Here is a 24536-nt window from a genome sequence, read left to right on the forward strand (position 1 = left end):
ACGGCATAAACGGACACGAGAACCTGAATAGGGATTGCACTGCGTCTTGTGCATCGTTTCAGTCCGTGCTCTTTTTTCCAACCATGAGCCTCAAAATAAAATCAGCCAAAGACTGCACCTTCGACCAAATCTCGCTCGGCGAAATCATGCTCCGCCTGGACCCCGGCGAGGGCCGTGTCCGCACCGCCCGCCAGTTCAAAGTCTGGGAGGGCGGCGGCGAATACAACACCTCGCGCGGCCTGCGCAAATGCTTCGGACTGCGCACGGCGGTCGCGACCGCGTTTGTGGACAACGAGGTCGGCCACCTGCTCGAGGACTTCGTCATGCAGGGCGGCGTCTGCACCGATTTCATCAAATGGCGCGAGGACGACGGCATGGGCCGCACCGTCCGCAACGGCCTCAACTTCACCGAGCGCGGCTTCGGCATCCGCGGCGCCGTGGGCGTGCCCGACCGCGGCAACACCGCCGCCTCGCAGCTCAAGCCAGGCGACTTCGACTGGGAGCACATTTTCGGCAAGCTGGGCGTGCGCTGGTTCCACACCGGCGGCATCTTCGCCGCGCTCTCCGAGACGACCGCCGCGCTCACCATCGAGGCCGTGAAGGCCGCCGCGAAATACGGCACCATTGTCAGCTACGACCTCAACTACCGCCCCTCGCTCTGGAAATCCATCGGCGGCCTGAAAAAGGCCCAGGAAGTGAACCGCGAGATCGCGAGCTACGTCGATGTGATGATCGGCAACGAGGAGGATTTCACCGCCTCGCTCGGCTTCGAGGTCAAGGGCGTCGATCACAACATCAGCACGATCCCGGTGGACGCGTTCAAGGCGATGATCGAGACCGCCGTGAAGGATTTCCCGAACTTCAAGGTCGCGGCCACCACGCTGCGCCGCGTCATCACGGCGACGAAGAACGACTGGAGCGCGATTTGCTGGCACGACGGCAAATTCTTCGAGAGCCGCAAATACGCCGAACTCGAAATCCTCGACCGCGTCGGCGGCGGCGACGGCTTCGCGAGCGGCCTGAGCTTCGGCTTCCTCGAGCACAACGACCCGCAAAAGGCGGTCGAATACGGCGCGGCCCACGGCGCGCTGGCCTCGACCACGCCCGGCGACACGTCGATGGCGACGCGCAAGGAAGTCGAAAAACAAATCGCAGGCGGCGGCGCCCGCGTCGTGCGCTGAAAAAAATCCCGCACGTTTCCCGGCATTCGTTTTGCAGGCCGGTCCGCGCAAGCGGACCGGTTTTTATGCCGTGGGTTGAGTGGCACGGGCGTCCCGCCCGTGTTTCGTCGTAAAAATACCAGGCACACGGGCGAGTCGCCCGTGCCACTCGACCCGGCGAGGAACCCAATGAGCGCATATTGTTAATCAAAAAACAAAATCATGAAACAATGTCTTGATTTCTGAGGATCGCCTGATTGTTAACTTGGTTTTCAATTATGAAAACAAGTTTGTCTTTCAGGTTTTCCATTTTGGCGCCCGCGGTGCTGGCGGGCGTTGTGTGCGCGCAGGAGGCCGCGACGGGAGATGCGGCGGCGGATGCGGGCGCGGCGGTGGAAATGCCCGCGCTGTCGGTGTATTCGTCGCGGGTGGCGTTGCAGGAGCCGGTGTCGGCGTTTGCCATGCCGGTGTCGGCGCTGGCCTTCGAGCCGCTCGTCGATGTGCAGGCGCGCAACATGGGCGAGGCGCAGGCGGACGTGGCGATCCGCGGCGGGATTTTCGAGACGACCGGGTTTCGCGCGGGGGCGGTCGCGCTTTACGACCCGCAGACGGGGCATTACTCGGCGGAGATTCCCGCCGCGCCGGCGATGTTGTCGGCGCCGACGGTGCTCACCGGGGCGGACAACGCGCTCGGCGGCTGGAACGCGAACGCCGGCACCATCGCCTACGAGTGGCGGCGCGTGCGCACGGGCGGCATGGCCTCGGCGGGCGCGGGCGACAACCGTCTCTGGCGCGCGGAGGCTTACCAAGGCTGGGTGTCGCCGGTGGGCGCGGGCGGGCGGCGGCTCGCGGCGGATGTCGCCGGGGCGTGGTCGGATTCGGATGGCTCGCGGACGTTTGGCGAATCGCGTTTCCGCCGTTACAACGCGCGTCTGCAACTCGCGGGCGACGGCGGGCAGACGGATTTGTTTTATGGCTGGCAGTCGAAGTTCATCAGCTGGCCGAACCTCTATACGCCCTACAATGTGATCGAGTCGGACGACTTGCGCACGGAACTGCTCGTGCTCAACCACCGCGAGGAACTGGGCGGCGGCGACTTCGTGGCGGCGGGCGCCTACTGGCGGCGCAACGTGGACCACTACGTGTATAACCGCACGGGCGCGACGCCGGGCCCCTCGAACCACACCACCTGGGTGCGCGGCGCGGGCGCGGAGGGGCGCCTGACCACCGGCACGTTCGCATGGAATTTCTCGGCCAATTTCATCGCCGACAAACTCGAGTCCGACACGCTCACTTGGGGGCGCTTCAACACCCGCAACCACACGCGCGCCTCGCTCGCTCCGGAAACCTCGTGGGCGCTGGCCGGCGCGCGCAAGCTCACGGTGCTGGCCGGCGCGGTCTTCGACGATACGAATCGCGACGCCTCGGCGGTCTCGCCCGTCGCGCGCCTCGCGCTCGCCAACGCCGCGCCCGGCGCGCTCGCCGACGAGCTTTATGTTTCCTACGCCGCCTCGTCGCAAGTGGCCACCTACACCGCGCTGAACTCGCGTCCGTCGGCGGGCCTGTTCCGCGGCGACCCGGATCTCGGGCGCGAAAAGGCGCGCAACACCGAACTGGGACTGAAAGGCGCGCGCGGCAACTGGGCCTGGACGGCGGCGGTGTTTCACCGCAGCGAGCGCGGCTTGGTGGACTGGATTTACAGCACGAGCCTGCCCAACGCGCGCGTGGCGAGCGCGGTTGACATCGACACGACGGGCATCGAGCTGGTGGCGCGTTACACGGGCAGGCGGCTCGACCTCGTGCTCGGCTACACGGGGCTGCGGAAGGATGCCGATTACGGAAACGCGAGCGCCGACGCGAGTTTCTACGCGTTGAATTTTCCCGAGCACCGGCTCACCGCCGCGGTCACGGTGCGCGCCGGTCGCGGCTGGGAGATCCGCCTCGACAACGAGGCACGCCGGCAGAAACCGAATGCGTTGCGCGTGACGGGTGACGACGCGGTGTTGAGCGCGGTCGAGGTGAGCTACACGCCGCCGCGCTGGTCCGCGCTGCGGCTGACGGCCGCGGTGGACAATCTATGGGATTCCGATTTCCAGGATGTGCCGGCGGTGCCGGCCGCGCGCCGGCAGTGGGTGGCGGGCGCGACACTGGCGTGGTGACAGGGAAAGACGCCGGCGCGGGAACGCGTCAGCGACTGGGAGCGCCGGCATCCCGCCGGCTTTGCCATCACCCCTCCCATTTGTCGCCGGCATCTCAGCCCGGATTGTAATCCATTCGGTTACTTTCCCGCGCCTTCACCGACGGTTCGGCTGAAGGCGCCGGCCGGGTTATGCGACAAATTGAACAGGACCAGTCTTAGTATCCCAGCACGGGGCGCATCTGCCGCGTGCTCAGGTGGCGGGCGAGGTCGCGGGCGAAAAACGGGCCGCGGTAAATCATGCCGGTGTAAATTTGCACCAGGGTCGCGCCGGCATCGAGTTTTTCACCCGCGCTTTCGCTGTCGGTGATGCCGCCCACGCCGATGATGGGCAGCCTGCCGCCCGTCGTGCGCGCGATGTAATTGATGATTTGCGTCGAGGGCGCGCGAAGCGGCCTGCCGCTCAGGCCGCCGGCCTCGTTGACCGTCGCGAAACAACCGGGACGGGCAAGCGTGGTATTGGTGGCGATGATGCCGTCGAGCCCGAACTCGGCGATGGTGGAGAGCACGGCGTCGATTTGCCGCCAAGTGAGGTCGGGAGCGATTTTGAGGAGAATGGGCTTGCGGGTCTTGCCGGGTTGCGCGGCGCGGTCGCGGTTGGCGGCCGTGATGGCGCCGAGCAGCTCGCGGAGACGGTCCTCGTCCTGGAGCTTGCGCAGGTCGGGGGTGTTGGGGCTGCTGACGTTGAGCGCGATGTAGTCGGCGTAATCGGCAAGCTTGGCGAAGCTGGCGAGGTAGTCCTCGGTGGCCTTGTCGAGGGGGGCGGCCTTCGATTTGCCGATGTTCACCCCGAGCGGGATGGCGCGGCGCCCGGGGCCGGGCTGGCGCGCGAGGCGGCGGGCGGCGAGGTCGGCGCCGTGGTTGTTGAAACCCATGCGGTTAATGACGGCCTCGTGCGCCGGGTAACGGAACGCCCGCGGGCGCGGGTTGCCCGGCTGCTGGAGCGCGGTGAGGGTGCCGATTTCCACGTGGCCGAAGCCGAGCGCGGCGGCGGCCGGCCAGCCGGTGGCGTGCTTGTCGAACCCGGCGGCGAGACCGACGGCATTGGGGAAGCGCAGGCCGAACGCCTCGACGGGCGCGCTGCCGGCGGGCAGGCGGTTGAGGCGCTCCATCACGGCGCAGAGCGGGCGCAGGCGGCCGAGCAGGGTCATGGCGAGGACCGCGAGATCATGGGCCCGTTCGCAGTCGAGTTTGAAAAAGAGACGCCGCAGCACGCGTTCGTAGAGTATGTTCATCCGTAGTTTGGAGCGTGATTTTGCCCAAGGGAAAAATCAAGCGCGCAGCAGGGCGCCGACGGCAAAAACGGCCTTCGGAAAGCATGTCCGAAAAAGACGTGATTTTGTGCTTGTTTTTCGTTTTTTGCCCAGCACGCTGCCGCTGCAATTCCAGAGGTTACGGGTGCGCGAGTGGAGGCGCGCCGGGAAAATGCAACGATGCGGTTTTCCCGGTTTGACTTTGCCGCGGGCCGCCTCTTTTGCTGCGAGCCGACTCACAAACCAACATCCAAGTTACACCACACAAACCCGACATCTCCTCATGGCCAAATCCTCCACAACTCTCGATTGGTGCATAGTCCGCCTCGGCGAAGACCACAACTGGTGGGTCGATGAAGTCAGCGATCCGATTCGCTGGGATGTGGACGGGCTCAGCATCGTGGACCCGCGTCAGGTCGATCACCTCATTGAACTCGTCGAGCCGTTGCGCGACTACGGCTTCGACCAGGACATCATGGAGGCGGCGTTTATCGCCTTCCGCATCGAGCGCGACCTCGGTGACGGCCGCATCCGCCTGAAGCGATTCAAGGACTCCTTCTTCGAGTCCGACGAAAAACTTTTCATCCTCGCCGACACCATCGACGAGGAAAACGGCCCCTACGCCGACCTGCTCGACCACATCACCCGCTGCCGGGTGAAGATGCTCAACGATCTCTTCGACTTCGAGGCGAAACTCACCGTGGACGAGGTCGAGGAGGAGCTTCGCGAGGAACAGAACGCCAGTTTCATCGAGGGCAAGGCCATCCACACGTTCGAGGAGCTGACCGGCATCCTCGACTACGTGCCGGCCGGCTGGGATACCGACGAGGACGCCGCCGAAAAATCCAGCGCGGACGAGGCTGCCGACGACGATCTGCCCGAACTCGATGAAGAGGAGGAGGAGCGCCTCAAGAACGACGAGTCCCTCAAATGGGACGAGGATGAAGAAGAGGAAGAGGAGGGCGAAGACTCGGAGGAGAAGGAGTCCGACGAGGATGAGGACGACGCCGAGGAGGATGAGGACGAACTCGACGACGAGGACCGCCCAAAACGGCGCTCGCGTGGGAAACGTTGATCGTCCACGCTCGCCGAATGCGGCCACTTTCCCCTGCCTCGAAGATGCCCCTTCTTGCCCGTGCGCGACTCATCGGCGCGGCCTGCTGCTGCGCCGTGTTGTTCCTGCTGGCGGGCGCGGGATGTCAATCGACAGGCGGGGGGGCACGCCAAAACCCGAAACTCCCCGCGTCCGGCTCCGCGGCCTCGCTCCGGCCGGGTGACACGCTTGTCATCGCGCTTCAGGGCGTGCCCGACCCGAGCAGCAACCAGGTGCAGATCGATGACCAAGGGCTGATTTCGCTGCCGTTCATCGGAGTCGTAAAGGCTTCGGGAGTGACGACGGCGAATCTTTCCCAGCAAATTCGCGACACCTACGTGGCGAAAAAAATCTACACCACGGTGGATGTGTCGGTGAGCGTGACGGAGCGTTACGTCTATGTGGGCGGCGAGGTGGGGCGTCCCGGACGCGTGGTCTGGACATCGGACTTGACCCTGACCAAGGCGGTGCAGGCGGCGGGCGGTTTCAGTCTTTATGCGCGGGAGAAAGGCGTGAACTTGGTGCGCGACGGCCAGTCGCATGTCATCGACGCACACCTGGCGCTGAAAAAGCCGTCCGAGGACCCGTTGCTGCTGCCGGGCGATTCGTTGCAGGTGCCGAAGTCTGCGTTTTGAGGCGGGCAAGAATTTGATCCCAATAAAAACACCGCCTCTTCGGGCGGTGTTTTTATTGGGTGGCGGTCCGGAGGGATTCGCTCAGGCGAGTTTTTCGAGGTCGAGCCAGCGGCGTTTTTCGCTGGATTCGAGGCCTTTTTCGGCGAGTTGCACGCCCTTGGCCCCTTCGAGGAGCGTCCAGCGGAAGGGTGTGCCGATGACGACATGCTTGAGAAAGAGTTCCCATTGGACTTTGAAGGCGTTCTCGAAGGTCGTGTAGTCGGGCATCTTCTGCCAGCCGTCGAAGAACGGAATGGGTTGCGGGATGTCGGGGTTCCAGACCGGGCGCGGGGTCGCCTCGGCGCGCTGGGTCCAGCAGTCGCGCAGGCCGGCGACGGCGCTGCCTTTGGTGCCGTCAACTTGCAGCGTGAGGAGGTCGTCGCGGCGGACACGCACACACCAGGAGGAGTTGAAGTGGAGGAGAATGCCTTGGTCGGTCTTGAAGGTGGCGTAGGCGGAGTCGTCGGCGGTGCAGGCGTAGCGGCTGCCTTTTTCGTCGATGCGTTCGGGGATGTGCGTGGCGGTGTGGCAGGAGACGCTGGTGACGTTGCCGAAGAGGTTGTCGATGACGTAGCGCCAGTGGCAGAGCATGTCGATGGCCATGCCGCCGCCGTCCTCCTTGCGGTAGTTCCAGGAGGGGCGTTGCGCGGGCTGGAGGTCGCCTTCGAAAACCCAGTAGCCGAACTCGCCGCGCACGGAGAGGATTTGGCCAAAAAAGCCGGAGTCGATGAGGAGCTTGAGCTTCAGGAGGCCGGGGAGCCAGAGTTTGTCCTGCACGACGCCGTTTTTCAGGCCGGCGGCGGCGGCTTCCTTGTAGAGGGCGAGCGCGGTGGCGGTGTCGACGGCGGTGGGTTTTTCGCAGTAGATGGCTTTTTTGGCGGCGATGGCCTTGCGGACGCCTTCGGCACGGCGGTCCGTGGTCTGGGAGTCGAAGTAGATTTGGTTGGCGGGGTCGCGGAGCGCGGCGTCGAGGTCGGTGCCGACGCGGGCGGCGTCGATGCCGTGGGCGCGGGCGAGGGCGCTGAGTTTGTCGAGGTTGCGTCCGACGAGGAGCGGGTCGGGCATGATGACGTCGCCGTCGGGGAGGCGCACGCCGCCTTGCGCGCGGATGGCGAGAATGGATCGGACGAGGTGCTGGTTGGTGCCCATGCGCCCGGTGACGCCGTTCATGATGATGCCGATGTGGTGTGTTTTCATGGAAGAAAGGAGGATTTTCGATTCTCGATTTTCGATTGGGCGCTGCCGCGTCGCTGGCAAGTCGGAGCGGCAGTTCCACTAATCGAAAATCGAGAATCCAAAATCGAAAATTATATAACGTGGTCGCGGTAGGCGGTGATGATGTTTTTCAGAAACACGTGCTGGTCGGCGGCCCAGAGGCGGGTGGAGAAAATCTCGACCTCGATGGGACCGGTGTAGCCCGTGCGGTTGACCCAGGCGGTGATTGCGCGGAGGGGGATGGCGCCTTCGCCCATGAGGCCGCGGTCGTTGAGGAAATCGGTGGTGGGAACGCGCCAGTCGCAGACGTGGTAGGCGAGGAGGAGGTTTTCGCGGGCGGCGAGGGTGAGCTGGTTTTCGAGGTCGTCGTCCCACCAGATGTGGTAGGTGTCGGCGGCGATGCCGACGTGCGGGGAGGCGAGGGAGCGGCACAGGGTGCGGGCCTGGGCCATGGTGTTCACGGCGGAACGGTCGCCGGCATACATGGGGTGGAGGGGCTCGATGGCGAGTTTCACGCCGGCGGCGGCGGCATGGGGGAGGAGCGCGGCGATGCCGTCGGTGATTTGTTTGCGGGACTCGGCGAGGGACTGGCCGGGGGTGGCGCCGCAGACGAGGACGACGTGCGGCGCGCCGAGCGCGGCGGCCTCGTCGATGCAGCGGCGGTTTTCGTCGATGGCCTTGACGCGGACGGCGGCGGCGAGCGCAGGGAAAAATCCTCCGCGGCAGAGGGAGGTGACGGAGAGGCCGTGGTCGCGGATGAGTTTGCCGGCCTCGGCGGGGGTGTGCGGCGCGATGGCGTCGCGCCAGACGGTGATGTGACGCACGCCGGCGGCGGCGTAGTTGCGCACGGCCTCGGCGATGGACCAGGGTTTTGTCGTGATCGTGTGGATACAGAGGCGGTGCATGAGGGGAAAGGAATTTTCGATTTTGGATTCTCGATTTTCGATTGAGCGCTGCCGCGTTTGGTTTTTATCTTTCTCTTTATTCTTTATCTTTCATCTTTCTCTTCCGGGTTGCGCGGGTGCACAGAGGCGCGGCGGGAGAAAGAGAAAGATAAAGAGGAAAGAATAAAGAAAGTGGCGCGCGGGATGTCGTTAGTTTTTGGATACGTTTCGGGAACGAGTAAGAGAACGAGAACGATTTTTTAGAAGGCGAAGAAGGTGTAGTATTTCCCTTCCGCCATGCGTTGGATGAGGAGCGCGAGTTCGAGGAGGTGGTAGTCGCCCCAGAGACAGGATTCGCCGCAGGGGACTTTGCGGCCCTTGGGGATGTGGTCCCAGTTGTTGGGGCGATGATACACGCTGTGCAGGAGGAGCCCTTGGTGGCGCGGGTTGGTGGAGAGGTAGGTGTCGCCAAAGAGCGTGCGCGCGGTGGCGAGGCCGGCGGCGAGGTAGCGGGAGGAGGCTTTCGGGTCCTTCTTTTTGAGGTAGTTGCCGAGGCGGATGAGGCCCTGGGCGCTGATGGCGGCGGCGGAGCTGTCCACGGGTTCGTGGTCGTTGTAGGGCTCGGCGGGGCGGTCGAGGTAGTCGCCGAGGCGGGCGAGGCCGGGCGCGCCGGTGTCCCAGTAGGGAATGCCGTCGGTGGGCGTGTGCCCGATGTAGAAATCGGCGGTGGCCTGCGCGGTTTCGAGCAGGCGGGCGAGAGTTGGGGCTTTTCCGCCGAAGGGCTTGAATTCGGAGTCGGGCAGGGTGGAGAGAAATTCGAGTTGTTCGGGGTAGCCGCAAAGTATCCAGGAGAGGCCGCGGGTCCAGGTGGTGAAGGCGGAGTAGCCTTGCTGGGAAGAGGGGCAGCGGTAGGAGCCGTCGTTGAGGTTGAAAATGGATTCGTGGGCGACGCGCCCGCGGATATCGTAGAGGTCACGTCCGGCGCCGAAATAGACGTTGAAGCGGGCGGTGGTCTCGGCGTGACGGAGAAGGCGTTCGAGCAGGGAGATGCGGCGGTCGCGTTCGCCCATGAGGACATGGCCGAGGCGATGGGAGAGGGCGAGGGCGCGAAGGGAGCGGACGGTGTCGGCGAAGAGGGAGTGGGGACCGTTGAAGGAGTAGATGTAACCGAGATTTTCCGGGAGATCGGTCCAGCGGGCGGCCTGGACGGCGCCGGAGATTTTGAGGGCCAGTTCGTAGAAGGCGATGTCACCGTCGGAGGCGGGAGCGAGTCCGGCGCGGGCGAGGTGGAGAAGGTTGGCGTAGGTGGAGACGTTGTTGAAGCCGTGATCGTGGACGCCGATGTGGCTGACGTGAGTGGCCATGTGGCGGAGGGTGCCGTCGCGACCAAGGGCGAGCATGGTTTTGTCGCCGGTGGCTGCGTAGTGAAGGATGGGCATGCCAAACTGGAAGCCTTGGGTCCACTCGGTCCAGCCGCGCGAGGTGTAGCGGCCGTTGATGGTGAAGACGGGCGTGCCTTTGGCGGGGTTCCAGGCGCGGTGCAGGGAGGTGATTTTGGGGGCGGCGGCGGTGAAGACGCGCGCGGCGGCGGTGGCGAGAGAGCGGGGCGTGAGCGTTGGGTCGAGGGAGATCATGGAAAATGCGGAATGCGGATTTCGGAATGCGGAATGAAAGAAAAGCCGAAGGTGAAAAAGAGGGGGAGGGTGGTGCGGATTTTTTTATCTTTCTCTTTATTCTTTATCTTTCCGGGATGCGCGGGAGCGGTGGGAGAAAGAGAAAGATAAAGAGGAAAGAAGAAAGAGGTTGGCTAGAGTCTCCGCAGGGTGAAGCCGCCGTCGATGGGGATGACGGCGCCGGTGGAAAACGGGAGGCGGCCTTCGATGACGGCGCGCACGGCGAGCCCGACGTCCTCGGGCGTGCCCCAGCGGTTTTGCGGAACGTTGCCGTCGGCGAGGAATCGGTCGTATTTGCCTTTCACGGCGGCGGTCATGTCGGTGGCCATGATGCCGGGGCGCAGTTCGATGACTTGGATGTTTTCGGCGGCGAGGCGCAGCGCCCAGAGTTGCGCGGCCATGGCGAGGCCGGCCTTGGAGATGCAGTAGTCGCCGCGCGAGACGGAGGCGGTGTTGGCCGAGGTGGAGGTGACGTAGATGATTTTGAAGCCGCCCGGAATCGCGCAGGCGGGGCGGGTGGCGAGCCAGTGGTTGGCGACGGTCTGGGTGAGAAAATACGGGCCCTGGAGGTTGGTGCGGATGAGGTGTTCGAAGGATTCCTCGGTGGCCTCGGTGATGTCGACGCGGATTTTTGGGGCGATGCCGGCGTTGTTGACGAGGGCGTCGAGGGAGCCGAGGGCGGAGAGGGTTTCGGCGACGAGGCGGCGGCGGTCGGCGGCGCTGGAGATGTCGGCCTGGATGGGGACGAAGCGTTGCGCGTCGGGGCGCGGCGCGGCGGCGCGGCAGAGCGCGGCGGTCTCATCGGCGGCGGCGCGGTTGCCGGCGTAGTTGATGGCGACGGAGCAGCCGGCGGCAGCAAGCTGGAGGGCGATGCCGCGTCCGAGTCCGCGGCTGGCTCCGGTGACGAGGACGGAGGGCGGCGGATTTTCGATTTTCGATTCTCGATTTTCGATTGAGGAGCGCGGGGCGGACGTGTTGGGCATGAATGGGAATTTATAGAAAAATCGGAAAGAGCGTGAGGATTTTGTCGGTGCAAATCAGGACAAAATCGACTTTGATTTTGTGCGATATGAGACATTTCCGTTCGCTGTTGATCGAGAAGGCCGAGGTGCGGATGCCGGGGCTGCACGTGATGCGGTTTGCGCTGCACCGGCATCTGGCGGAGCACGCGTCGGTGGAGCTGCACCGGCACGCGTGGTGCCAGGTGCTGCTTTATCTGCACGGGCGCGGGGTGCAGGCGCTAGCCTCCCGCCACGGCGTGGTGGAGGCGCGGGTGGAGCCGGGGACGCTGGTGGTGCTGCCGCCGGGCGCGCGGCATGCGTTTCAGCGGCGGGAGGCGCGGGCGCCGTTGTGCCTGATGGTGGATTTCCGGTTGAAGGGCGCGCGGAAGCGCGGGGTGGAGGTGTGCAATCTCGGGCGTTCGGAACTGGCGCAGGTGCGGCAGCATGTGGCGCATTTGCTCAACTCGCAGGAAGGCGCGGGCAGCGCGTTGCGGTGGGAGAGCGCGCCGGCGGTGTTGCAGTTGCTGGCGATGTTTCTGCGAGCGGCGGGATGGCTGGGGCGGCTGCCGTCATCGCCGGCGGACGGGGCGGGCGCGGGGGGGGCGGTGCGGCAGTTGTTGTTGAAAATGCGCACGGACGATTCGCTGGGGGAGGTGGTGCGGCGCAGCGGTTATCAGCGGGATTACCTGAACCGGCTCGTGAAGCGCGCGACGGGGCTCACGCTGGGCCAGTATCGCGCGCAGCAACGGCTGGCGCGCGCGAAGGAACTGCTCGGGCAAGGCATGCGCGTGGCCGACGTGGCGGCGGAGACGGGGATGCCGGACCAGAGTTATTTCGCGCGGTGGTTCCGGCGGCAGACCGGCCGCGTGCCGTCGGCGTGGGGCCGGGCGGGATGACGCGGGGAGCCGGCCCAAGATGACGCCAATGTCTCTGAAATCGTTCTCGTTCTCTTTCTCGTTCTCGAAACCTCACGAAAAGCCAAGAGAGAACGAGAACGAGTAAGAGAACGAGAACGATTTGAATGGCAAGAAGCCTCTTGAACAGTCCGGTCAGTGGCGCAAATTTACATCCCATCCTTGATGAAATTCGACCTTTCATTCACCGGCGCTCCCGTCACTGCGTTTCTTGACTTCTACAAATGGACGATGTTGCAGGCGATGGCGCACCAGCTCAACCACAGCGGCGGCGTGACCCTGCGCTACCGGCATACGGTGCGCACGAAAAATGCCGGGACCGCCCGCGTGAAGGAGGCGTTGCGCGAGGCGCTGGATGCGTTTGAGGACCGGCACGTGCTGCTGCCGGACGAACTCGGCCACGCGCGCGCCATCCGTTTCCTGAAACCGGTTTATGTGAACGACACGCTGCGCGACCTGCGGCTGCATCCCAAGGACATGGTGCGCATCGGCGAGAAGGACGGCGAGGTGACGGTCGAGGTGGAGGGCGGCATCGCGTCGTCATTGCTGGAGACGCTCGTGCTGGCGACCGTGTCGGAACTGATGACGCAGCTTTCGTTTCCGACCGAGGCCGGGCGCCGCGCGGCGAGCGACCGCGGGCTCGATTTTCTCGCGGGCGAGATCAAAAAGCTGAAAATCGCCGTCGCCGCCAGTCCGGGGAAAATCTTTCGCCTGACCGAGGCCGGCACGCGCCGCCGCTTCACGCTCGCGCATCATCGCCGCGTGATGGAACTGATCCGCAACGAAATGCCGGGGCAGCTTTTCGGCACGAGCAACATCCACTTCGCGTTCGGCATGGACCTGCGCCCGGTCGGCACGCAGGCGCACGAGTTTGGGATGCTGTTCCAGCAACACGGCGGCACGCTCAAGACCTTCGTGTCGCGCTCCCTCCAGGCGTGGGTCGAGGAATACCGGGGCGACCTCGGCTACGCGCTGCCGGATGTGCTCACGACCAAGGCGTTTCTGGAGAGTTTCGACTTGTATTTCGCCAAGCTCTTCGACGGCGTGCGCCACGACTCGGGTGATCCGCACGAATGGACGCGGCTGGTGGTTTCGCATTTCGGGAAACTCGGCATCGACCCGGCGTCGAAGTTTGCCGTGTATTCCGACGGGCTCGATTTCGCCGCGGCGCTGGACTTGTGGCGGCGTTACGAGGGCAACCCCTGGAAAACGAGCTATCTCATCGGCACGTTTTTATCGAACAACATCCCCGGCCACAAGGCGCTCAGCCAGGTGATGAAACTCGTCGCGGTCAACGGCCAGCCGGTCGCAAAAATTTCCGACGAGCCGGAGAAGGCCGTCTGCGACAGCCCCGAGTTTCTCGCGGCGCTGAAACAAACCTTCGGCATCGTGTGACATCGGCGGATGCCGCCGCGTCCCGTACTTCTTATGGACATGCCAAACTACATCCCCGCCGCCAAGCCCGCCGCCGCGCTCATCGTGGTGGACGTGCAGCGCGATTTCATGACGGGCGGCGCGCTGGCCGTGCCGCTCGCGGACGAAAAACTGCCCGCGCCCGAGGGCATCCTGCCCCGCGTGAACGGCCTCATGGCCGGCGGCGGTTATGCGCGCGTCGTGCTCACGCAGGATTTCCATCCGGCGGGGCACTGTTCGTTCGCGAGCACGCTGGGCGTGCCGCTTTACGCGAAGGGCAAAACCGCCGCCGGGCGCGGGCAGGTGGCCTGGCCCGACCATTGCGTGGCCGGCACCGCCGGCGCGGAATTTCACCCGGGGCTTTATGCGCGTTATGCCAACGCCATCATCCGCAAGGGGGTGAACCCCGCCTACGACAGCTACTCGGGTTTTGCCGACGACGGCGGCGAGCAAACCGGACTCGCCGGCTACCTGCAAAGCGCGGGCATCACGGCAGTGGACGTGGCGGGCATCGCGACGGATTTTTGCGTGAAAGCGACCGCGTTGCACGCGCACGAAAACGGATTCGCCACGCGCGTGCTGCTCGGCGCGTGCGCCGGCGTCGCCGCCGCGGGCATCGAGGAGGCCATCGCGGAATTGCGGGCGGCGGGCGTTGTAGTTATTGAATGAATACAATCGGTCCAGACGAAATTCCATGAGCAACGACACGCGCGCACCGGGCGACGAACCGCAACTTCTCCATGCCACCCGCTGGCTGAATCTTTATCAGCGCGGGCGGTGGATTTATGCCAGCCGCCGCAAGGCCGGCGACCCCGCCCGCATCGACGGGCTGAACATCATCGCGTTTCACGAGACCGGCGCCGATGCGTCCGGCGGGCGTTTGTGCCGCCGGCTGGTCGTAATCGAGGAGTGGCGCGTGCCGGTGCAAACCTGGGAGTTTGCGCTGCCGGCGGGATTGCTGGAGCCGGGCGAGGATCTGACCGCCTGCGCGGGCCGCGAGCTGGCCGAGGAAACCGGTCTCGCGCTCACGTGGACCGGCGCGCGCAGCGGCACGGTTTTTTCCTCGCCCGGGATGAGCGACGAGACGCTGGCGTTCATCATGGTCGGCTGCAAGGGCGCTCCCGCCGAAAACCCCGGCGTGGAGGGCGAGCAAATCCGCGTGCATCTGCTCGACCGCGAAGGATGCCGCGCCTTGCTGGCGCGAAACGGGCGCGGCGAGGCCACGCTTTCCAGCCGTCTGTGGCCGGTGTTGCTTGCGGTCGCGGAGACCGGCGGTTTTGGCGGCCATGAGATCGGGTAGCGGCAGGCCGGCGCGCCCCCATTGCCGTCCGCGCGCCCCGGGAACCTCGTCGCAAGGCGGCTTGTCCGCTGCCAAGCCGAAATGCCTGCGCTGCCGCGTCTGCGCGCGCCCCTCGCGCAGGGCATTTCGGTGGTGCCACTTTATTCCGGCATCGGGACGTGCGGCTCGTAGTCGGCGTCGTAGTTGACGCCGGGGAGACCGAAACCGAAGAGACGGAGAAATTCGGAGCGGTAGCCCTCGATGTCGGTGAGCGCGGCGAGGTTTTCCGTGGTGACTTGCGGCCAGATTTTCGCGGCCTCCGCCTGTACGTCGGGACGCATCTCCCAGTTGTCGACGCGGACGCGTCCGCCGTCGTCGAAGGCGAGCGCCGAGCCGTTGTATAATTGCGTGGCGAAGAGGCGCTGCATTTGCTCGATGCAGCCTTCGTGAAGGCCCTTGGCCTTCATGATCTTGTAGAGGATGGAAATGTAGAGCGGGACGACGGGGATGGCGGAGCTGGCCTGCGTGACGAGCGCCTTGTTCACCGAGATGAAGGCGCGTCCGTAACCGTGAGCCTTGAGGGCGGCGTCGATTTTTTTCGCGGCGCGCTCGAGGTCGATCTTGGCCGTGCCGATGGTGCCGTTTTTGTAGATGGGCCAGGTGACTTCGGGCCCGATGTAGGAATAGGCGACGCTGGTCGCCCCGGGGGCGAGGACACCGGCTTCGAGAAGGGCGTCGATCCACATTTCCCAGTCCTCGCCACCCATGACGGCGACGGTGTCGGCGATCTCTGTCTCGGTGGCGGGCTCGATGGTGACGTCGGAAACGATGCCCCTGTCGGTATCGACGGTTTTGTTGGTGTAGGGCGCGCCGATGGGCTTGAGGCAGGATTTGTGGGTGGCGCCGGTGCGCGGATGCGTGCGGCGGGGCGAGGCGAGCGAATAGACGACAAGATCGACCTGGCCGAGGTCGGCCTTGATGAGATCGATGGCCTGCCGCTTGACGGCGTCGGAGAAGGCGTCGCCGTTGATGTTTTTGGCGTAGAGGCCGGCGTCGAGCGCGGCGCGGGTGAAGGCGGCGGAGTTGTACCAGCCGGGGGTGGCGAGACGCCCGTCCTCGGACGGACGCTCGAAAAAGACGCCGAGGGTGGCGGCGCCGGAGCCGAAGGCGGCGGTGACGCGGGAGGCAAGGCCGAAGCCGGTGGAGGCACCGAGAACGAGCACTTTTTTCGGGCCGTCCCTGACAGGGCCCTTCGACTTCACGTAGTCGATTTGTTGCTGGACATGCGCGGCGCAGCCGGCGGGGTGCGCGGTGACGCAGATGAAGCCTCGGACTTTGGGTTTGATGACCATAGTGGGGCAAAGGTTTGGAAATGGGCGGCGGGGCGTCGAGAAAAGAAAATGGGCGCGGCGGGCGGGGTATCGCCACGGCCTGCGCTTCGTCCGGGCGAGGGGTTATGGCTCCGGGTGGACGGTTTTCCAGTCGGTCTTCATGTCGATGAGTATCCAGTTCTTGGAGGCGGCATGGTCGAGCGCCTTGTCCAGGGCTCCGATGGGAGAGCCGCGGTCGTAGGCGTATTCGCGGTCGGCGTCGGTGTGGCGCACGATGAAGCCAAGCCGGGGCCGTCCAGGCGTGCCGGTGGTGTATTCGAGCATCTGGTAGTCGCCGTCGGAGTTGCCGAAGGCGAGCAGCGGAGGGCGGCCGATTTGCGCGTGGATGCCGACGGGTTTGCCCGCCTTGTCGTTGTCGTGGCCGAGGCGCGGGGTGATGACGATGGCGGGGCCGCCGTTTCCGCCGGGCCGGGGTTCGTATCGGGTGGCGAAGGTGGCGCCGATGACCTGCTCGGGCGGAATGCCGTAAACGCGCTCGGCGAAAACGCGTATGAAATCGGCGGTGCCGCCGGAGACAATAAAGGTCTTGAAGCCGTGGTCACGGAGGTAGCGGAGCACCTCCAGCATGGGCTGGTAAACGCACTCGGTGTAGGGGCGGTTGAACCGCGGATGCCTGGCGGTGTCGAGCCAGGCCTGGACGTGGGCGGCGAACTCCCCGGTCGTCATGCCGGTGTGGGTGACGGTGACGATTTCGTTGATGATGCTCTCGCCGCCATCGAGCGCGGCCTTGATATCGCCCCGCAGAATGCTGGCGTAGGGTTCGGTGGTTTGCCACTCGGGATGACGGGGGGCGAGGACACCGACTTGGTGGAAGGCGAAGGCGATTTGGAAATAGAGGGGCTGCTCGGTCCAGAGCGTGCCGTCGTTGTCGAAAACGGCGATGCGTTCGGCGGGCGGCACGTAGTCGGGCGAGCCCTTGGTGGTGACTTTCGCGACGTAATCGACGAGCGCCTTTTTCGCGGTGCCGTCGTTCCACGAGGCGAGGGGAGCGGTGGCGCGGCAGGGAGCGGGTTTGGCGGCGGGCGCGGCGAAGAGAAGCGGGATCGCGGTGAAGACAATGAGGATGGAAGGGCGGAGACTCATGGAAGATGCGGCATTCAGAAAAGGGAAAGAATGCTGCCGGTCCACCGGGTAAAATGGAAAATCGAAAAAAGAGAAGAGTTCATGCCGGGTTTGATCAACGACGAGGAACCACAGGCCATCAAAAAGCCCTCCCTTTTTTGGAGGGAGGGCCTGTTTTCAGGGATCCGCGATGGCTAGTAATTCCATCCGACGGAGACGCTGATTCTTTGATTTACACTCCATTCGCGGGGAGTATCGACCCAGTCGGCAGTATAGGATAACGTGCCAAACACATGATTGCCAAAATCATAACGCAGGCCCGCCGTCGCTCCCAGCGAGAAATATGTGTCATCTTGTGTCGGGGTGCTGCTGTAAACATCGTAGCCGCCCCACCAATAGTCCCAAAACCAATAGTATTCGGGAGAACCTGTCGGAATGCCCGTGTCGATATACATGAACCCGACATTGCCCCGCACATACGGGGTGAATTTGCCGGTCATGAAATTATATTGGACGAAGGCATTGCCTGTATACACATCGGCATCGCCGGAGAGCCGGAATGTTTGCCCATTGTCATCCGTAGGGCCTGAGGTCTGATAAAATGTGGCGTCATAATCGGGCTGGGAAAACGAAAATTCCGCGCCAACCGACAATTTATCATTAAAATTATAGGCAAAGCCGAACCCGAAGGAAAATGAATCGTCGAAATCGAGCTTCAGGTTTCCTGTCCGGTAATTTTCCACGGCGGGATTCCAGTCATAGATGGTCTGGTTATTCATTTTGACATCGTCAAAAAACACATAACCGACGGTCAGGTAAAAATCCCACGCGCGGGAGCGGGACTGGATTTCGTCCTGATAATAATATTTCGGATCGTTTTTCGGCGGCGTGTAGTTGGGCGCAACCGATTGGGGCGTGGGAGGCGAGGTCTGGGCGGTGGCTGCGAGAGTTGATCCGAGCGTGATCAAGAGCGCGCCCATGATGCGTATGCTGGCGGTTGTCGTTTTCATGGTGATACAGTTTTGAATTTTTCCGGGCGCATCCGAATGCGTCCGGCTGGATGATCGTTCCTAATGACCTTCATCAAGGCCATTTGTTCATTACGGCGGACTTGCATGGCACTGCGAATTCCAGTGGGCCGAACAAGGAGGAATAAAGAACCCCGACCGGCGCGATGCCAATCGAATTCGCGATTCCAGCAGCAAGCTTGAGCGACATCGACGCGGTCCGGCTGGGCACCTCCACTCCCGCGTATTTCCCGGCTCCGGGTGACGCATGGTGGGTTGACAGGGATTCGAACCCTGAACCAACGACTTAAAAGGACGCTGCTCTACCGTTGAGCTATCAACCCCCAAGCGATTAAGAGGGCTGGAAATAGGTTTCTGGGAGCGACATTGGCAAGGATTTTTTTGACGCATTCATCGCGGGACGTATTTTCCGCCCTCGCATGGACGCAAGGTTTTGGGATTTCTCCTTGCAATTTCGTCCGTTCGGAAACCCTTAGTTGAAGAAATCAAGCGAGGTAAAAAGTGGGAACATTGGACAAACACACGCATCAAACTTCCGTTGAACCTATGTCAACGAAAGCACAGGACGTGGCCTTCGACCAGTTGTTGGTGGACCGCTTCAAGAGCGGCGACGCGTCGGCGTTTGACGAGATGGTATCTCGCTATTGGGCACGCATTTACGCGATGGTGCACCAGCTCTTGCGCAACCCGCAGGACGCCGAGGAAGTGACTCAGGACGCATTTATCCGCGCCCACCGCGGCTTGGTGAATTTTCGCGGCGAGTCGGCGTTCTCAACTTGGCTTTACCAGATCGCGACGAATCTCGCGCGCAACCGGTATTGGTATTGGTGGCGCCGCAAGCGCGACAAGACCGTGTCGTTCGACCAGCCCGTGGGGGACGACACCACCATGCCGCTTTCTGAGGTGTTTGCCGCCGAGGCCGCCGCGCCGGATGACGAGGCCGTCACGCAGGAATTTGTCGATCGCATCGCGTTCGGCATGGAAAAACTCAACGCGAAACACCGCGAAATCCTGATTTTGAGAAACATGAAAAACCTATCCTACGAGGAAATCGCGGAGATCCTGCGCATCTCTGTCGGCACGGTGAAAAGCCGCATCGCCCGCGCCCGTGAAAGTCTTCGCGCAAAAATGGGGGAAGACTTCAAATGAAAGAAAAACGTTTCATAGAGCTGCTTAATTTGTATGTGGACCATCAGCTGGCCCCCTCCGAGACGGTCGAGCTGGAGACGGAGTTGAAGAGCAATCAGGCCCGTTACCGCACTTATTTGCAATACGCCCACATGCAAAAGGCATGCTCGATCCTTTTCGAGACCGAGCGTTGCAACGCGCCATCCGCCAGCATCCTCGCCCGCGCGATGGCGAAGGCCGACCGCCGCATCGAGCATCCCGCCGGGGCCCGCACGGTATGGCCGCGCGGGCTCTTCGCATTCGGCGGGCTTGCCGTGGCGGCATGCGTGGCGGTGGTGCTTGTGCGCTTCGGCGGCGGACCGTCGCCGTCGCCGGGCTCTCGGGGCGCGCAGGTCGCCGTCATCGAGACCGCGGAGGCGGTCGAGGTTCCCGCCAGCATCACCGTTGGCGAAATAGAAAAACCGATGTATGCCGTGGTCACGGTGCCGGCTTTGGCGTGGAGGAATGAAGCGCCCACCTATCCGGTCGTGAACCTGCGCCAATTCGCCGCCTTCGACCAGAGGCTAGGGACCGACCTCGCCATGCCGACGGTGTCCTACGCTGACAGCACCGGCTTGCAATGGACCCAGGATGTGCGCATTCGCCCCATCCGCCGGGTGGCGCCGGACAATCTGTTTTTCGAGCGCCACGACCTCACCTCGGAGGAAATGCGCGAGCTTTTCGAAATCCGGCCCGCGATCCAAGAGCCCGCCGAGGAAATGACCGTGCTGCAATTCCAGCACTGAGACGAGGGTTCAATTTTGATTTCGAAAACGACCGGGTGATAAAAATCCCCGGTCGTTTTTTTGCAGGCTTGGCGAAGCGACCCGTTGTGGCCAGCATGCGGGGATGGCTCTTGATTATTTGAGCGACTTCAATCAAATAAGTCCGGCGCGTATGTTGTGCTCGCCTTGCAATGGATGCGTAGCATATTGCGCCGCTTCACGTTAAAATCCCAAACCCAACCGCCCTGCCCATGACCAAACCAATCGTCTTCAACAACACCGTGCTGCGCGACGGCCATCAATCGCTCGCCGCCACGCGCATGACCACCGCGCAAATGCTGCCCGCGCTCGCCGACCTCGACGCGATGGGTTTCGGCGCGCTCGAAACCTGGGGCGGCGCAACCATCGATTCTGGGCTCCGGTTTCTCGACGAGTTTCCCTTTGACCGCCTCGATGCCATCAAGCGCGGCACGCCGAAGACGCCCCACATGATGCTCCTGCGCGGGCAAAACATCGTCCAATACGAAAACTTCCCCGACGACGTGGTGGAAACCTTCGTGAAAATGTCGGCCAAGCACGGCATGGACATCTTTCGCGTTTTCGACGCGCTCAACGACCCGCGCAACATCCAGACCGCCGTCCGCGCCGTCATCGCCGCCGGCAAGCATGCCCAGGGGGTCATCTGCTACACCACCTCGCCCGTGCACAACGTCGAAGGCTTCATCAAGCTCGGGGTCGAGCTTGAGAAAATGGGCTGCCATTCGATCTGCCTGAAGGACATGGCCGGACTCGTGCCGCCCGCCGACGCCGCGGCCATCATCGGCGGGCTGAAGGCGAAGGTGAAAATCCCCGTCATCCTCCACACGCACGAAACCGCCGGCCTCGGCATCCCGACCTACCTCGCCGCCATCAACGCCGGCGTTGACGCCGTGGACACCTCCATCACGCCCTTCGCCAACGGCACCGCGCAGCCCGACACGCTGCTCATGATGGCCGTGCTCGCAGGCAACCCGCGCAAGCCCGACTACGACAAAGCCCGCCTCGCGAAACTGCGCGAGCATTTCACGGGCGTGTACGCCGAGCTCGGCAAATTCACGGGCCGCAAGAACGAGGTCATCGACACCGACACGCTCACCTACCAAGTCCCCGGCGGCATGCTTTCCAACTTCCGCACACAGCTCAAGGACATGAAAATGGAGGACCGCTTCGAGGAGGTCTTTGCCGAGATTCCCGTCGTCCGCAAGGCGCTCGGCTGGATACCGCTCGTCACGCCCACCTCGCAGATCGTCGGCACGCAGGCGGTGCTCAACGTGAAGTTCGGCCGCTGGAAAAACTTCGCCCCAGCCGCGATGGACATTGCGCTCGGCTACTATGGACGCCCGCCCGCGCCGGTCGATCCCGAGGTGCAAAAACTGGCCGCCAAACTCACCGGCAAGGACGTCATCACCTGCCGCCCCGCCGACCTGAAAAAGCCGCGCATGGCCGAACTCAAGGAACAACTCCGCGCCGCCGGCCTGCCCGACGACGACGAGCACGCGGTCATCCACGCGATGTTCCCGATGCAGTTGAAGGAACACTACGACCGCAAAAAGAAGGCCGCGCAGCCCGCCGCCGCCGAGCCCGCTCCCGCGGCGCCGGTTGCGCGGCAGCCCGCGCCTGCGGCGGTCGCAGGCCGGAAGGCCGTCGGCGAGCCGCAGCGCATCGCCCTCACGATCAACGGTCGCCGCACCGAGGCCGTGGTCGAGGAAATCGCCTGAGCGGTTTCGCGAGGCCGGGCCGGAGCGGCGGCGTCCCCGCCGCCGGACGCGCGCAGCGCGCACTGCGATGCGCGCGAATTTCTCATGCGTTTTTTTGGCGAGGCTTTCGCCTCGTCCGGCGGCGGGACGCCGCCGCTCCCGCCCGGCCCGCTGTTTTTCATTCTTGCGCTTCCGCGCCGCGCATGGCGCGATGAACGTTTTTCCACCCTGCAAACCATCCTCCATCTCCTTTCCCGTCATGATCGCTCCCGAAACCTTCTCCCACATCGAAAACATCAAAAAGCGCGCCGGGCACTTATGGAGGTTTCTTTGACGTCGACCAAAAGACCCGCGAGATAGAGGCGCTCGAGGCCCAGATGGGCGCGCCCGATTTTTGGGACAACAATGAGCGCGCCCAGCAGCACATCGCCAAGCTGAACGGCCTGAAGCGCTCCGTCCTGCCCGTCGCCGCGTTCCGGAAGAAAGTCGATGACCTCGACGTGATGGTCGAGCTGGTCGAGACCGCCGGGGGCGAGGAGCAGGAAATGTATGCGAAGGAGCTCGACACCACCACGCTCGCGATGGTCGAGGAGCTCGACGGCATCGAAATCGCGTCCTTCCTCACCGGCCAGTTCGACAAGAACAACGCCATCCTCTCCATCCAGTCCGGCGCCGGCGGCACCGAGTCGAACGACTGGGCCGACATGCTCTTCCGCATGTACAGCCGCTGGGCGGAGCGCCAGGGCTTTGAGATCGAGGTGCAGGACGTGCAACCCGGCGACCAGGCCGGCATCAGCCGCGCCACGCTCCTCGTCAAGGGCGAAAACGCCTACGGCTACGCGAAGGCCGAGCGCGGCGTGCATCGCCTCGTGCGCATCAGCCCGTTCGATTCCAACAAGCGCCGGCACACGTCGTTTTGCGCGGTGGATGTGATCGCCGAGATCAACGACGAGATCAAGATCGACATCCCCGAAAGCGAGCTGCGCGTGGACGTTTACCGTTCCTCCGGCAAGGGCGGCCAGGGCGTCAACACGACGGACTCGGCCGTGCGCATCACGCACATCCCGAGCGGCATCGTGGTGGTCTGCCAGAACGAGCGTTCGCAAATCAAGAACCGCGCCAGCGCGATGAGCGTGCTGAAGGCGCGGCTCTACGAAAAACGCCTCGACGAGCAGCGCAGCGAAATGGAGCGCTTCTACGGCGAGAAAGGCGAGATCGGCTGGGGCAGCCAGATTCGCAGCTACGTGCTGCAACCCTACCAGATGGTGAAGGACTTGCGCACGGGCGTCGAGACGAGCGACACGCAGGGCGTGCTCGACGGCGAGATCGACCGCTTCATCAATGGCTGGCTGCGCGCCGGCTGCCCGCGCCACCGCAACAAGGACATCCAGATGGAAGAGTGAGCCCCGTCTCCCGCGGTCGCACCGGCGCGTGAAAAACACGCCGGGCGTTCGACATTTCCGTTGTTTTTCATAGGCTGGGACAACGCCCGATTTCCCATGCCCTACCTGAAAATCCAGACCAATCTTCCGCTCACCAAAAAGGCCGAGCGCAACGTGCTCAAAAACGCCTCCGCCCTCGTCGCCGCCGAGCTTGAGAAACCGGAGGAATTTGTGATGGTCGCGATCCAGCCGGACACGCCGATGCTTTTCTCGGGCAGCGACGACCCGGTGGCGTTTCTCGAATTGAAGAGCGTCGGCCTGCCGGGGCGGAAGACAAAAAGGCTCAGCCAGGCGCTTTGCGCGCTGATCAAAGACCACCTCGGCGTGCCGGAGGAGCGTGTCTATGTGAAATTCATCGACGTAAACCGCGGCATGTGGGGCTGGAAGGGCGGCACATTCTGAGCCGCGCGGCCCCGTCCCGGTTTTCCGCGCTCGCCAGCCGGGCGCATTTGGCGGCAGAACAGAACCATGCCGCTCACACGCATCACGCAGCAAATCCGCTTCATCGCCGAGGCGGACAAACTCAAGGAGATCCTGCGCCAGACGCTTTGCTCGCAAAGCCGCCGGCAGGAAAATGACGCCGAGCATTCCTGGCATCTCGCGCTGCTCGTCATGACGCTGGCCGAGCACGGCAACACGCCCGGCCTCGACCAGCTTCGCGTGCTGAAAATGGTCGTCATCCACGATCTCGTGGAAATCGACGCCGGGGACACTTTCGCCTACGATACCGCGCGCATGGCCGACCAGCACGCGCGCGAGGCGCGCGCGGCGGACCGGATTTTCGGATTGCTGCCGGAGGATCAGGCGCGGGAGTTCCGGGCGTTGTGGGATGAGTTTGAGGCGAAGGAGACGCCCGAGGCGAAATTCGCCGCCGCCGTGGACCGTTTCCAGCCGATGCTGCTCAATTGTCTCACCGGCGGCGCGGCGTGGCGCAGGCACGGCATCAAATACGCCCAGGTCATCGCGCGAAACCAGCACATCGCCGACGGCTCAAAAATCCTCTGGGACTACGCGCGCCAGATGCTCGACGAAGCCGTCGCCGCCGGGCATCTGGCGAAATAGGGCATTTCAAATCACCCTGTTTACGAACCCTTTATAGGCTTATCATGGTAGGGCGAAGCCTCCGGCTGAGCCGCGGCTCGGCAGGGACGCCTCGCCCTACCTAAATATAAATTTCGGTCGGAAATAGTATTCAACTGCGACCGATGTGTGAATTGGAAGGACGGCAT

General features: G+C 63.7%; 22 protein-coding genes and 1 tRNA gene. 14 read left to right on the forward strand and 9 right to left on the reverse strand.

Annotated features, from left to right (window positions below):
• Positions 1–83 precede the first annotated feature (83 nt).
• Positions 84–1181, forward strand: a complete 1098-nt coding sequence (locus tag OH491_RS00825; RefSeq protein ID WP_068772931.1) for a sugar kinase — start codon at positions 84–86, stop codon at positions 1179–1181.
• 257 nt (positions 1182–1438) lie between these two features.
• Positions 1439–3319 (forward strand): TonB-dependent receptor domain-containing protein, encoded by a 1881-nt coding sequence (locus tag OH491_RS00830; protein ID WP_084442685.1) that lies wholly within the window; start codon positions 1439–1441, stop codon positions 3317–3319.
• Positions 3320–3515: 196 nt separating this feature from the next.
• Here OH491_RS00830 and OH491_RS00835 read toward each other — a convergent pair whose 3' ends face one another.
• Complete coding sequence (locus OH491_RS00835; protein WP_068772930.1) at positions 3516–4592, reverse strand: quinone-dependent dihydroorotate dehydrogenase; 1077 nt, start codon at positions 4590–4592, stop codon at positions 3516–3518.
• 301 nt (positions 4593–4893) lie between these two features.
• Here OH491_RS00835 and OH491_RS00840 point away from each other — a divergent pair, with 301 nt between their 5' ends.
• A complete protein-coding gene (locus OH491_RS00840) occupies positions 4894–5685 on the forward strand; it encodes a hypothetical protein (protein WP_068772929.1) in 792 nt (263 codons plus the stop codon).
• A 44-nt stretch (positions 5686–5729) separates the two neighbouring features.
• The gene (locus OH491_RS00845) at positions 5730–6338 is read left to right on the forward strand and encodes a polysaccharide biosynthesis/export family protein (RefSeq protein WP_068772928.1); all 609 of its coding nucleotides are present in this window, start codon (positions 5730–5732) and stop codon (positions 6336–6338) included.
• 81 nt (positions 6339–6419) lie between these two features.
• On the opposite strand, the gene OH491_RS00850 is transcribed toward OH491_RS00845, so the two are convergent.
• From OH491_RS00850 to OH491_RS00865, 4 genes are all read right to left on the reverse strand, one after another.
• Positions 6420–7574, reverse strand: a complete 1155-nt coding sequence (locus OH491_RS00850) for a Gfo/Idh/MocA family protein (RefSeq protein WP_068772927.1) — start codon at positions 7572–7574, stop codon at positions 6420–6422.
• A gap of 110 nt (positions 7575–7684) precedes the next feature.
• Positions 7685–8497, reverse strand: a complete 813-nt coding sequence (locus OH491_RS00855) for a sugar phosphate isomerase/epimerase family protein (RefSeq protein ID WP_068772926.1) — start codon at positions 8495–8497, stop codon at positions 7685–7687.
• 239 nt (positions 8498–8736) lie between these two features.
• Positions 8737–10110, reverse strand: coding sequence for a glycosyl hydrolase (locus OH491_RS00860; RefSeq protein ID WP_145929107.1), 1374 nt, complete (start codon positions 10108–10110; stop codon positions 8737–8739).
• Positions 10111–10283: 173 nt separating this feature from the next.
• The gene (locus tag OH491_RS00865) at positions 10284–11132 is read right to left on the reverse strand and encodes a 3-ketoacyl-ACP reductase (RefSeq protein WP_084442683.1); all 849 of its coding nucleotides are present in this window, start codon (positions 11130–11132) and stop codon (positions 10284–10286) included.
• 86 nt (positions 11133–11218) lie between these two features.
• Between OH491_RS00865 and OH491_RS00870 the strand changes: the two genes are divergently transcribed.
• From OH491_RS00870 to OH491_RS00885, 4 genes are all read left to right on the forward strand, one after another.
• Entirely contained in the window at positions 11219–12046 is an 828-nt protein-coding gene (locus OH491_RS00870) for an AraC family transcriptional regulator (protein ID WP_342750813.1), read from the forward strand.
• 183 nt (positions 12047–12229) lie between these two features.
• The gene (pncB, locus tag OH491_RS00875) at positions 12230–13459 is read left to right on the forward strand and encodes a nicotinate phosphoribosyltransferase (RefSeq protein WP_068772924.1); all 1230 of its coding nucleotides are present in this window, start codon (positions 12230–12232) and stop codon (positions 13457–13459) included.
• 39 nt (positions 13460–13498) lie between these two features.
• Positions 13499–14146 carry an isochorismatase family protein gene (locus OH491_RS00880; protein WP_068773033.1) on the forward strand — a complete coding sequence of 216 codons (648 nt, stop codon included), beginning with the start codon at positions 13499–13501 and terminating at the stop codon, positions 14144–14146.
• 25 nt (positions 14147–14171) lie between these two features.
• Positions 14172–14777 carry an NUDIX hydrolase gene (locus tag OH491_RS00885; RefSeq protein WP_068772923.1) on the forward strand — a complete coding sequence of 202 codons (606 nt, stop codon included), beginning with the start codon at positions 14172–14174 and terminating at the stop codon, positions 14775–14777.
• A 140-nt stretch (positions 14778–14917) separates the two neighbouring features.
• On the opposite strand, the gene fabV is transcribed toward OH491_RS00885, so the two are convergent.
• The 4 genes from fabV to OH491_RS00905 form a co-directional block, all read right to left on the reverse strand.
• On the reverse strand, positions 14918–16108 hold the full coding sequence (fabV, locus tag OH491_RS00890; RefSeq protein WP_068772922.1) for an enoyl-ACP reductase FabV: 1191 nt from the start codon (positions 16106–16108) through the stop codon (positions 14918–14920).
• Positions 16109–16210: 102 nt separating this feature from the next.
• A complete protein-coding gene (locus tag OH491_RS00895) occupies positions 16211–17230 on the reverse strand; it encodes an HAD family hydrolase (protein WP_068772921.1) in 1020 nt (339 codons plus the stop codon).
• 173 nt (positions 17231–17403) lie between these two features.
• Complete coding sequence (locus tag OH491_RS00900) at positions 17404–18219, reverse strand: outer membrane beta-barrel protein (RefSeq protein ID WP_068772920.1); 816 nt, start codon at positions 18217–18219, stop codon at positions 17404–17406.
• A gap of 266 nt (positions 18220–18485) precedes the next feature.
• Positions 18486–18560: transfer RNA gene (locus tag OH491_RS00905), tRNA-Lys, on the reverse strand.
• Positions 18561–18783: 223 nt separating this feature from the next.
• On the opposite strand from OH491_RS00905, the gene OH491_RS00910 reads away from it, so the two are divergent.
• The 6 genes from OH491_RS00910 (at position 18784) to OH491_RS00935 (ending at position 24369) form a co-directional block, all read left to right on the forward strand.
• Complete coding sequence (locus tag OH491_RS00910) at positions 18784–19386, forward strand: RNA polymerase sigma factor (protein WP_068772919.1); 603 nt, start codon at positions 18784–18786, stop codon at positions 19384–19386.
• A complete protein-coding gene (locus OH491_RS00915) occupies positions 19383–20150 on the forward strand; it encodes a hypothetical protein (RefSeq protein ID WP_068772918.1) in 768 nt (255 codons plus the stop codon). The genes OH491_RS00910 and OH491_RS00915 overlap by 4 nt, the downstream gene beginning before the upstream one ends.
• A 230-nt stretch (positions 20151–20380) precedes the next feature.
• Entirely contained in the window at positions 20381–21886 is a 1506-nt protein-coding gene (locus tag OH491_RS00920; RefSeq protein WP_068772917.1) for a pyruvate carboxylase subunit B, read from the forward strand.
• A 238-nt stretch (positions 21887–22124) separates the two neighbouring features.
• Positions 22125–23268 (forward strand): peptide chain release factor 2 gene (prfB, locus tag OH491_RS00925; protein WP_334319713.1). Its coding sequence is split into 2 segments (ribosomal slippage): positions 22125–22196 and positions 22198–23268, totalling 1143 coding nucleotides; the frame shifts between segments, so codons are not numbered across the junction.
• Between the two features lie 96 nt (positions 23269–23364).
• Entirely contained in the window at positions 23365–23709 is a 345-nt protein-coding gene (locus OH491_RS00930; RefSeq protein ID WP_068773032.1) for a phenylpyruvate tautomerase MIF-related protein, read from the forward strand.
• Positions 23710–23775: 66 nt separating this feature from the next.
• Positions 23776–24369 carry an HD domain-containing protein gene (locus OH491_RS00935; RefSeq protein WP_068772915.1) on the forward strand — a complete coding sequence of 198 codons (594 nt, stop codon included), beginning with the start codon at positions 23776–23778 and terminating at the stop codon, positions 24367–24369.
• The last annotated feature ends 167 nt before the right edge of the window (positions 24370–24536 follow it).

This window comes from Termitidicoccus mucosus, assembly GCF_038725785.1.
Taxonomy (GTDB): Bacteria; Verrucomicrobiota; Verrucomicrobiia; order Opitutales; family Opitutaceae; genus Termitidicoccus; species Termitidicoccus mucosus.